13 protein-coding genes are annotated in these 10,364 nt (G+C 36.2%); 12 read left to right on the top strand and 1 reads right to left on the bottom strand.

Features of this window, described 5'->3' with window-relative positions; translation table 11 throughout:
• Positions 1–151 precede the first annotated feature (151 nt).
• From AC4G3N_RS05825 to AC4G3N_RS05795, 7 genes are all read left to right on the top strand, one after another.
• Entirely contained in the window at positions 152–1,354 is a 1,203-nt protein-coding gene (locus AC4G3N_RS05825) for an IS110 family RNA-guided transposase (protein ID WP_491089503.1), read from the top strand.
• 284 nt (positions 1,355–1,638) lie between these two features.
• Complete coding sequence (locus tag AC4G3N_RS05820) at positions 1,639–1,872, top strand: hypothetical protein (protein WP_491089869.1); 234 nt, start codon at positions 1,639–1,641, stop codon at positions 1,870–1,872.
• Positions 1,873–2,094: 222 nt separating this feature from the next.
• Positions 2,095–2,280 carry a hypothetical protein gene (locus AC4G3N_RS05815; RefSeq protein WP_151675538.1) on the top strand — a complete coding sequence of 62 codons (186 nt, stop codon included), beginning with the start codon at positions 2,095–2,097 and terminating at the stop codon, positions 2,278–2,280.
• A 193-nt stretch (positions 2,281–2,473) separates the two neighbouring features.
• Positions 2,474–3,043, top strand: coding sequence for a hypothetical protein (locus AC4G3N_RS05810; RefSeq protein WP_491089868.1), 570 nt, complete (start codon positions 2,474–2,476; stop codon positions 3,041–3,043).
• Between the two features lie 174 nt (positions 3,044–3,217).
• On the top strand, positions 3,218–3,586 hold the full coding sequence (locus AC4G3N_RS05805) for a hypothetical protein (RefSeq protein ID WP_491089867.1): 369 nt from the start codon (positions 3,218–3,220) through the stop codon (positions 3,584–3,586).
• A gap of 183 nt (positions 3,587–3,769) precedes the next feature.
• Positions 3,770–3,958 carry a hypothetical protein gene (locus AC4G3N_RS05800; protein ID WP_491089866.1) on the top strand — a complete coding sequence of 63 codons (189 nt, stop codon included), beginning with the start codon at positions 3,770–3,772 and terminating at the stop codon, positions 3,956–3,958.
• Positions 3,959–4,096: 138 nt separating this feature from the next.
• Positions 4,097–4,333, top strand: a complete 237-nt coding sequence (locus tag AC4G3N_RS05795; protein WP_491089865.1) for a DUF3953 domain-containing protein — start codon at positions 4,097–4,099, stop codon at positions 4,331–4,333.
• A gap of 297 nt (positions 4,334–4,630) precedes the next feature.
• On the opposite strand, the gene AC4G3N_RS05790 is transcribed toward AC4G3N_RS05795, so the two are convergent.
• A complete protein-coding gene (locus AC4G3N_RS05790; RefSeq protein ID WP_491089864.1) occupies positions 4,631–5,110 on the bottom strand; it encodes a hypothetical protein in 480 nt (159 codons plus the stop codon).
• 283 nt (positions 5,111–5,393) lie between these two features.
• Between AC4G3N_RS05790 and hemA the strand changes: the two genes are divergently transcribed.
• Genes hemA through hemB form a run of 5 tightly spaced genes read left to right on the top strand, consistent with a single transcriptional unit; the run spans position 5,394 to position 10,337 of the window.
• On the top strand, positions 5,394–6,758 hold the full coding sequence (gene hemA / locus AC4G3N_RS05785; protein WP_066105594.1) for a glutamyl-tRNA reductase: 1,365 nt from the start codon (positions 5,394–5,396) through the stop codon (positions 6,756–6,758).
• Positions 6,759–6,773: 15 nt separating this feature from the next.
• The gene (locus AC4G3N_RS05780) at positions 6,774–7,604 is read left to right on the top strand and encodes a cytochrome C assembly family protein (RefSeq protein ID WP_066105591.1); all 831 of its coding nucleotides are present in this window, start codon (positions 6,774–6,776) and stop codon (positions 7,602–7,604) included.
• Positions 7,605–7,617: 13 nt separating this feature from the next.
• The gene (hemC, locus tag AC4G3N_RS05775) at positions 7,618–8,550 is read left to right on the top strand and encodes a hydroxymethylbilane synthase (protein ID WP_066105588.1); all 933 of its coding nucleotides are present in this window, start codon (positions 7,618–7,620) and stop codon (positions 8,548–8,550) included.
• The gene (locus AC4G3N_RS05770; protein ID WP_139892629.1) at positions 8,551–9,330 is read left to right on the top strand and encodes a uroporphyrinogen-III synthase; all 780 of its coding nucleotides are present in this window, start codon (positions 8,551–8,553) and stop codon (positions 9,328–9,330) included.
• 17 nt (positions 9,331–9,347) lie between these two features.
• Positions 9,348–10,337 carry a porphobilinogen synthase gene (gene hemB / locus AC4G3N_RS05765; RefSeq protein ID WP_066105578.1) on the top strand — a complete coding sequence of 330 codons (990 nt, stop codon included), beginning with the start codon at positions 9,348–9,350 and terminating at the stop codon, positions 10,335–10,337.
• Positions 10,338–10,364 lie beyond the last annotated feature (27 nt).

Genomic DNA, 10,364 nt, shown 5'->3' with positions numbered 1-10,364 from the left:
ACAAATGATCCCGTCCGCTAAACTGTTCACCCCCTACTTGTAGAAATATGTTTGAGGCTGGTTGGGACTGAGATCTCGTATAACAAGCGAAGCTATAATACTACTTGGAGGAAATAGGGATACTGGTGAATTTATCAGAGGAGGAGAAAGAATGAACCCAGTTGTGGGTATAGATATAGCCAAAGAAGAAAGTGAAGTACAGGCTTTTTTAGATAAAGGAAAGCCGTATGGAACAAGTTTTTCGATTAAGCATAATCGTGAAGAGTTGGAGAAGTTTATCTATTTCTTAGAAGAAATGAAGGAAACAACTGGGCAGATGCCTGTGGTTATATTGGAATCAACAGGACATTATCATACCCCAGTTGTTCAATGCTTAGAAGAGAATGACATACTTTATATCTTATTGAATCCAATCATTTCTCATCAAGCGAAGAAGGCCAGTTTAAGAAAGGTGAAAACTGATGCGTTTGATGCGTATCAATTATGTGTTCTCTATTATAAAGAAGAATTTGAACCTCAAAAAAGGAGAGGAATTCAACTTCTAAATATTCGGAATCTATCGAGACAACAAGAGATAATGACGAATATGTATGTGGAGGCAAAATTGCATTTCCATACGATTTTAGATCAGGTTTTCCCTGAATATAGAAAGGTTTTTGGGGATCTATTTTCGAAAGTATCTTTATCGGTATTAAAGGAATACCCTACCTCGGAGAAGGTTCTAAGGGCTAGCAAGGAAGAGCTAGAAGATAGGATACGAGAACATTGTCCCAGTCGGTCTGTACAGTGGGCCAAAGAAAAGGCAAGAAAGCTCATTCATTCAGCTTCTCAAAATCCTTTTCAGAAAGTGCGATATGAAAGCCATCTTATCAATCTTAGTATGTATATCGATATTTTATTTCACTACCAAGGACACCTTACGGATTTAGAGAGCCAAATGGTATCCCTGGCAAATGAAATAGAAGAATATAAGATTATCCAATCGATTCCTGGTATCGGTGAAAAGATTGCGGCAACAATCATTTCGGAGATAGGAGAAATTGATCGGTTTAATCACCCTAAAAAGTTAGTGGCCTTCGCTGGAGTAGATCCCAGTGTCTATTCATCTGGTAAGTTTACTGCGAACATAAATCGTATAACCAAACGAGGATCCAGTAGGCTAAGGCATAGTTTGTATTTAGCTGTTTTATGTGGGATAAGAGGCTCTAGAAATAAAAAGCTCAAAGAGTTCTATGATAGAAAACGTTCAGAAGGAAAACCTTCAAAAGTTGCCATTGTAGCTTGTATCAACAAGCTGCTTCACTGGATTTATGCTTTATTGAAAAAGAACGAGAATTTCCTAGATTTAGCTTAGGAAATGATATTTATCCAACATAAGAAAAACCTTCCAAAAAGAAACTGGAGGGTTATTTGGCATACCCAAAAACAGTATAGCATATAAAAAAATGAAATATACAGAGAGATATTGACAACCTATTAGCTGGTTTAGCGGAAGAAGAACATTTAGATTTTTTTAATGCTAGAGATAGTTATTTACTGAATATGGTAATATTGAATTGGTCTATAATACAGAATTTCTTTTATTAAGGAGACTTAGTAAATTTTATGTGCTAACTCTATTATCAGGAGGCGTTTTTAATGTTTAACTTCACAAGTATATCAATGATTAGATTCCCTAAATTGTTTATTCATTCCGTTCTTCTCATCGTCACCCTTACGTTTTTAGCTTTATTAAGTGCAGATATAATTGGATGGATTATTGGAAGACCTATTGAAAATAGCACTGGTTACGTAACTTTTATTACTATAATGTGGGTTTTCTTTGCTTTACAAAGCGAAAAATATAAGAAACAGTCTAATGATACTATGTGAATCATATTAAGTATTAAAAAAAGATGTGCATAATAAAAGACCTCTGAGATTATCTTAGGGTAGCAACTTTCAAATATATGCTTGTAAGGATTGTTGTTTTACCTTGCCTTATTCAGCCAAAGGGGCAGTTTAGCGGAAGAAGGATAAAGCCTTTTGAAAGTAGAATAAATATAGGAAATAGGGTAAACGGGGCACGATGACACCGAAATGGGGAATTCAAATATGAAATTAAATGCAAAATTAAATACACCACAAATCATCTTTACATCTGCATTTGTTGCCACAATACTTACCGTTGTAGATTCTTTTGTAGATTGGGATAAGTCGATATATAGGGGTCTTTTTGCAGGCATAATGACTATTGTTGGTGCAGTATTTGCTAAAATTATTTTTAAGGATGAGAATTAGAAATAAAATCTTGCTAAACAAACAGATGCGATTGCGGAAGAGGAGCAGTCGCTTTTTTACTAACGGGGCAGTTTAGCGGAAGAAGTAATTGGGTTATTGTGGTAATATATAGACTGTAAGACAGCGGAATAGTATGAGGAATAGATGGATACTGAAAACGAAACAAAAATAGATAAATTTTGGAGTTTTGAAAATGAAAAACATATGGTCGTGGTTGTTTGGGTTATACTGCATATTCTATGTATTCCTCTATGTTGGTTACTTCATTATTATTAGACTTGCACATTCTTCGTACAACATTGTAAGTGTTACGGCAATTATTTTGCCTTTACTCTTGTTATTAGCCTTTCAATTAGCTTTGTGGAAAGCTTCAGATGATAATTTTGGGGGCATTGGAGATTATAAAAATAAATTTATAAGTACAATGGTTGTTGCTGGTTTTCTTCCTTTATGTTGCGGAATTATGTTAGGTATTAATGAATACAAATCACACTTTAACATTGATAGATGGCTGAGTGATGAGTCATCAAGAGTACATATGGTTGATAATTTATTTGAAGAATACGATTTGGTAAAGATGACAAAGGATGAAGTAACAGTGTTGTTAGGAACAGCGACCGAAACAAATTATTTTAAGGAAAAAGATAATATTGTATATTATCTAGGTGATGAAAGAGGGTTAATCCCCATTGATAGTGAATGGTTAATCCTAGAGTTTGATGAAAATGAGAAAGTAAGAAGTTATGAAATTAAAAGCGATTGAAAAAGTACCTTGTTTATTGTGAAATTTAACAAATCAAGCAATAGCAGAAGATCAGGGCTGTCAGATTGACGGTCTTTTTTATTAGGCTAAAGGGGCAGTTTAGTTGAAGAAGGAATCCTGACAAAGATGTTGAAATAGTAATATTAACTTAGATTATATGGAGGCATACATAAAATGAATTTTATTAAAATCATTTTAGCACTTATTCCAGTTCCATTCTTATTTCATTTATACGAATATAACTACTGTCATCTTGGGGAGCACGATGTTGTTTTCTTATTTCCCGTATTTCTATTGTTCATAATTGTTGTAGGCATAACATCGAGAAACATAAAATTCCCTTTGTTTCTTGGAGTCAATTTTATAATGACAGTTATTTCTTTGTTGTTTGGCTATTTTTTTATTGTTGATGATGGAAGTTGGTTTAAACCTTTCGGAAGAGACTTCGCAATTATATTCATTTCTGTTGTTTATATCTTAGGGCAGTTAATTATAAGAGGCATTATGAGAGGAATTAGTGAATTAAATTCCGCCCCAGACTAAAAGGATAGTATTCAACTAACGGGGTCATTGATCCAAGAAGAAGGATTAATGCTCTTTTTTGTTGAATTTCTTATGGTAGTAACGGAGCAGGTTAAATGAAGTGTGTTGTTTAACTTGTGCTCAAAAATGTCTAGGTAATGGAATAAATTATTATATCAAAAATAACGGAATTGAGGCGAAAAAATGACGGAACGGAAGTGTTTAGAATGCGGTAGTGCAGCAATAGGAGAAGCTAGATGGGCAGGATTTGGAGGCACTTTGCAACCAGCTAAAAAACTGGATTGGAAAGGTGGTTCTAAGATACTTGTTAATGTTTGCACCGAATGTGGTCACATATCTATGAAAGCAGAAAAACCTCATATATTTGAATAGTGATCAATATTCCTAGTAAATTTCTAATTCTCCATAATCGGGGCAGTTTAGCTCTATAAGAGATTTGCGAATTTTTGCAAAAAGCAAAGTGGAAAAGGTATTTTTTTAATATGTACATATGTATTGTGGGAGGGAAATATGCTACAAACGTTAAGAATTATCTTAGCAATAAGTATTATTAGTTTATCTGTTTATAGTAAGATAACTGAAAACTATGATTTTAGCTCTTATATGACTTTACTATTAGGTTTTTTGATGTTAGTGATGGGATTAGGTGAACTTCAAAAAGGTAAAAAAGGGTTTTGGGTTTATATGTGTATCGTTGGTTCTATGTTTCCTTTTTATGTTTCAATAAATGGATTCTTATTGAGCTAACGGGGGCTTTAGCGGAATAACAAGAAAGTCACTTCTTTTTGGAAGTGGCTTTTTCATCTAGATAAATGTAAGAGAATGGAAACGGAATCTTTAAGAATGCAGCCTATTGCTTACCAAATATCATGAACAATTGTACGTAAACTATGAGGGCTTTAGTGAAACAAGGAGACAGTAAAAGTTGTCTCTCTTTTTTTTCTAATAGTAACAAGTTACGAAAAGAGATTATAAAAAAGAAAGGCAGATAGCCTAATGCAGCAACCCTGACCACAATAGGTAGGGTTGACATGCTATCTGCTTTTATTTTTTCTTAAATAGAATGAATCCGCCAATGAGCATTAAAAGAACAGGCCAGTAGTGATTAAAGAAATCAACAAAATGAACCAAGCCCAGTATAGTTAAGATTCTCTCATGGAATATAAAGATGATAGAGACAACAAGGAATAAAATCCCCGGGCCTTTACCAGCTCCTTTTTTTAGATGAAGCAATAAAAGACCCAAACTAATAAATAAAAATAGGGCTGTATGCTCAGCTGGCCAGTTTTCCAAATGGACGGCTATGTATTGGTGTAAACCGAATCCAGTGAGCAAGATTCCAGGCAGTATAAAATCAGAATGACTGCCAAACCTGCTTTCAGCAAGAAAGGCTAATCCGATAATAATACAAAGAGATCCCCATGAATAATAAGGTGACAATAGGGAAAAGTTAATTGATTTTAAAAAATAAAAAAGACCAAAGCCAATCAAAATAGTGCTTGAAAAATAACGATATTCTTTCATATGTAGTCTCCCGGTTTATTATTATTGATAATTATTCTAATCTTTGATAATGTACAATTAGTGATTTAATTTACACATAATACTGTCAGAGAAACATTTTGGCAATTAAGATTTAACCTATTATACATTAATTATACCAGGTTTTTATTTCATGAGAATTTCTCATTTACATGTTTAATTGATATAGAGTTACGATAATGTTCACAATTTGTGGAAAATTTTTCATATACACCAATGATATACTTGCAAAAGAATATGCTCAGATGGGGGTGTGACAGGGGAAATGCATATAATTGTTGTCGGTCTTAATTACAAAACTGCTCCTGTTGAAATCCGTGAAAAAGTCAGTTTTGAATTGGGACAGCTGCCGGAAGCGATGAAATCATTAAGTAAGAAAAAAAGTATCCTTGAAAATATCATTGTTTCCACCTGTAATCGGACAGAGGTTTATGCAGTAGTGGATCAGCTGCACACGGGCAGATATTATATTAAAGAATTTTTAGCAGAGTGGTTCGCGGTTGACCAAAATGAACTTTCCTCCTATTTATATGTTTATGAGCAGGACGGAGCAGTTAATCATTTATTCCAGGTTGCCTGTGGATTGAACTCCATGGTATTGGGAGAAACTCAAATACTTGGACAGGTGAAGAAAAGCTTCCAGCAGGCACAGGAAGAAAATACCGTCGGAGTATTGTTTAATAATCTGTTTAAACGGGTGATTACGCTTGCCAAAAAAGCTCACTCTGAAACGGAAATCAATAAAAATGCGGTATCAATCAGCTATGCAGCGGTTGAGCTTGGTAAAAAAATCTTTGGTTCGCTTCAGGATAAGAAAATCCTCGTAGTCGGTGCCGGGAAAATGGGCCAGCTTGCCATTGAAAATTTATATAGCAATGGTGCCAATCAAGTAACGGTAATTAACAGAACCTTGGAAAAAGCCGAAATATTGGCATCTAAATTCTCTGGACAGGCAAAAATGCTTCAGGAATTGCAATGTGCCCTGCTTGATGCAGATATATTAATCAGTTCGACTGGATCAAAGGAATATGTAATTACAAAAGAAATGATGGAAAATATCAACATTTTAAGAAAAGGCCGTCCGATTTTTATGGTTGATATTGCCGTACCGCGTGATTTAGATCCTAAACTAATGGAACTGGACAGCGTCTTTCTTTATGATATAGACGATTTAGAAGGTATCGTTCAGGCGAACCTGGCAGAAAGAAAAGAAGCAGCAGAACAAATTATGATCATGATTGAAAGTGAGCTGGTTGAATTCAATCAATGGATCAAAATGCTTGGTGTTGTTCCTGTGATTTCTGCATTGCGCGAGAAAGCATTAGATATTCAGGCAGAAACAATGGAGAGTATGCAGCGTAAATTACCAGGCCTAAGTGAAAGAGAATGGAAGGTTATTAATAAGCATACGAAGAGCATCATTAATCAGATGCTTAAAGATCCGATTCTTTATGCAAAAGATATGGCAGAAATGAAGAATCCAGAGGCTGCTTTACAGGCATTTGTCTCGATCTTCAATATTGAGGAGCTTGTAGAAGAACAGGAATTTAAGGCGGCAATGCCATTCCAATCTAAAACATCGGTCCAGCAAAATAGACCTGTCTTGAAAGTGGTGTCACAACCATATTAAGCAAGGATGGGATATATGATTGATATTAATTTAAATAGATTGCAAGAAATTACAATTATATTATATGGACTTAGTGTCTTATTCTATTTCATAGATTTTTTACAAAATAATCGGAAGGCTCATAAGGCAGCCTTCTGGTTTCTTTCGATTGTTTGGTTGATGCAAACAATTTTTTTATGTCTATATATGTTTGAAGTGGGAAGATTCCCGGTTCTTACCTTATTTGAAGGATTATATTTTTACGTGTGGATATTGATTACCTTTTCACTCATCCTAAACCGGATAATACGGACAGATTTTTTTATGTTTTTTACAAATGTAATAGGGTTTGGTTTGATGGTCATTCATATATTCTCAACATTAGAATCCTATTCTACGGCAGAAGCGCAAACTAAGGTGTTATCTGAGCTATCCATGATTCATATTACAGTTGCCATTCTATCTTATGCAGCGTTTGCTCTTTCCTTTGTCTTTTCAATTTTGTATCTAATACAGTACGATTTATTAAAGCGAAAGAAATGGGGGAAAAGGCTGAACAGGCTGGGAGATCTGGCGAAACTGGAACAGCTGTCTTATATACTGGTAGCAATCGGTGTACCTCTGTTATTATTATCATTAATACTAGGTCTTGAATGGGCCTATATAATCGTTTCGGATATTAATTGGTATGATAGTAAAATTCTTGGCTCATTTGCCTGCCTAATTATATATGGAATCTATTTATATCTTAAAGTTAACAACCGGATTTATGGGAAATCACTCGCTTATTGGAATATTGGTTCATTCTTGTTAGTGCTAGTGAATTTCTTCTTTTTCGGCAGCATATCAGCATTTCATGTCTATTGATGGAGGGTAAATCATGAGAAAAATCATTATCGGTTCACGTAGAAGTAAATTAGCATTGACACAATCTAATTGGGTTATTGACCAGCTGAAAAATCTGGGATTACCGTTTGAATTTGAATTGAAAGAAATTGTGACAAAGGGTGACAGGATTTTAGACGTAACTCTCTCTAAGGTCGGAGGAAAAGGTCTTTTTGTAAAAGAAATCGAACAAGCCATGCTAGATGGGGAAATTGATATGGCCATTCATAGCATGAAAGACATGCCGGCAGAGCTTCCAGAAGGGTTAACAATTGGCTGTATTCCAGAGCGTGAGGATCATCGTGATGTGTTGATTTCAAAAAATAATCTAACGCTTGCAGAACTTCCGGAAGGTGCGATTGTCGGTACAAGCAGCTTAAGAAGAAGTGCTCAATTGTTGGCAAAACGTCCGGATTTAACAATCAAGTGGATTAGAGGGAATGTGGATACACGTATTCAAAAATTAAAAGATGAAGAATATGATGCAATCGTATTGGCGGCAGCAGGTCTTTCGAGATTAGGCTGGAAAAAGGATGTTGTCAGTGATTTCCTTGATGAAGATACTTGCATACCTGCAGTTGGCCAAGGGGCGCTGGCGATTGAATGCAGAGCAGACGATCATGAGCTATTGCAGGAATTAGCTAAATTAACTTGTCAGGATACAAAAGAAGCTGTTACAGCGGAGCGTGTCTTCCTCAATAAAATGGAGGGTGGCTGTCAGGTTCCAATTGCAGGTTTTGCATATAAAGACGAAAAAGGGACCTTACAATTCCAGGCACTCGTCGGAACGCCTGATGGGCGTACCATTTATCGTGAACAAATTTCAGGAGATGATCCTGAAAGCTTAGGTATAACAGCTGCCAATCGCCTAATCGAACGGGGAGCAAAGACTTTAATTGAAAAGGTTAAAGAGGAGATGGAAAGCTAAATGAAGCATTCCTTGTTTCTTTCGGGTAAAGGCGTATTGGTTACAAGAGAAGAAGCGCAGGCCGAACAATTGTGTGCCATGATTGCTGAGCATGGAGGGGTACCAATTAAGGTGCCTCTTCTTTCGTTTCAAAAGGTTGATGCAGATAGGCTTGAATCAGTAAAAGAAAAGCTGAGCAGGCTGGAATCTTTTGATTGGATCGTTTTCACAAGCAAGCCGGGTGTTGATCTATTTTGTGAGATGCTGAACGAAATGGAATTTGAAGGAATCTATCCTAAAATAGCAGCCATTGGTAAAAAAACGAAAGCAGCCTTGCAGGAACATGGTCTGCAGCCTACTTTTATCCCACCGAAATATGTAGCTGAATCTTTTTTGCCTGCGTTTCTGGAAGTAGTGGATACGAGCGAATCTGTGCTCATTATAAAGGGTGATTTGGCGAGAGATTATCTATTTAATGGGCTGATAGCTGCAGGTATACATACAGAGGAGTCCGTTATTTACAGCAACCGTATGCCAGAAGACAGTGAACAAGCCTTGGTGGATGTACTTACAAATAAAAAGATAGATATTCTATTATTTACGAGCCCTTCGACAGTAAATCATTTTATGAAGACCGTGAAAAAACATCATTTATTTGACTGTTTGATAGATAAAGTGACAGTTGCAATCGGACCGGTCACGAGGAAAAGAGCCGAAGAACTGGGCGTGGCTGTCACATTATGTCCGGAGCAATATACCGTAGATGAAATGATGAAAGAATTAAGGCAGTATTATTCGTAATATAGGAGGACCTTAAAATGGCCAATATTGAATTTAATCGACACAGAAGATTAAGAAGAAATGAATCTATGAGAGCGCTTGTGCGTGAAACACATTTACATGTAGAAGACTTTATTTATCCGATTTTTATTACGGAAGGTACAAATGAAAAGAACCCCGTTACTTCTATGCCAGGAATCTATCAATTTTCCATGGATCGTTTGAAAGAGGAAATGGATGAAGTGGCTTCACTTGGTATCAAATCTGTCATTCTCTTTGGAGTACCGGATCAGGAAAATAAGGATGAATGTGGGACAGGTGCTTTTCATACACATGGGATTGTCCAAAAAGGGATTCGTTTTGTAAAAGAAAACTATCCTGAAATTCTTGTTGTAGCTGATACATGTTTATGTGAATATACAAGCCACGGTCACTGCGGTATGGTTGAAAATGATGAAATCTTAAACGATGAAAGTCTGGAGCTTTTGGTTAAAACAGCTGTCAGCCAGGCGGAAGCAGGAGCGGATATTATTGCTCCTTCCAATATGATGGATGGATTTGTGGCTGCGATTCGCCAGGGTCTTGATGAATCAGGCTATCAGCACATCCCAATCATGTCCTATGCCGTTAAATATGCATCCGCATTTTATGGTCCATTCCGTGAAGCAGCAAACGGAGCACCTCAATTTGGTGATAGAAAATCCTATCAAATGGATTATGCCAACCGTATTGAAGCCTTGCGTGAAGCTGAATCAGACGTTCAGGAGGGAGCGGATTTTATCATTGTGAAGCCAGCTCTTGCTTTCCTCGATATCATTCGCGATGTGAAGAATACAGTAAATCTGCCTCTTGTAGCTTATAATGTAAGTGGAGAGTATTCCATGGTTAAAGCAGCTGGTGCAAATGGCTGGATTGACGAAAAAGCTATTGTGATGGAAATGCTAACTGGTATGAAACGTGCCGGTGTAGATTTAATCATTACTTACTTTGCAAAAGATGCAGCAAAATGGTTAAAAGAATCAAATTAATTCCATATATAAAGGAGATTGCAGCAT

Source organism: Bacillus sp. z50 (assembly GCF_058313585.1).
Note: the sequence above shows the minus strand (reverse complement) of the source record. Positions and strands in the feature narration are given on the sequence as shown.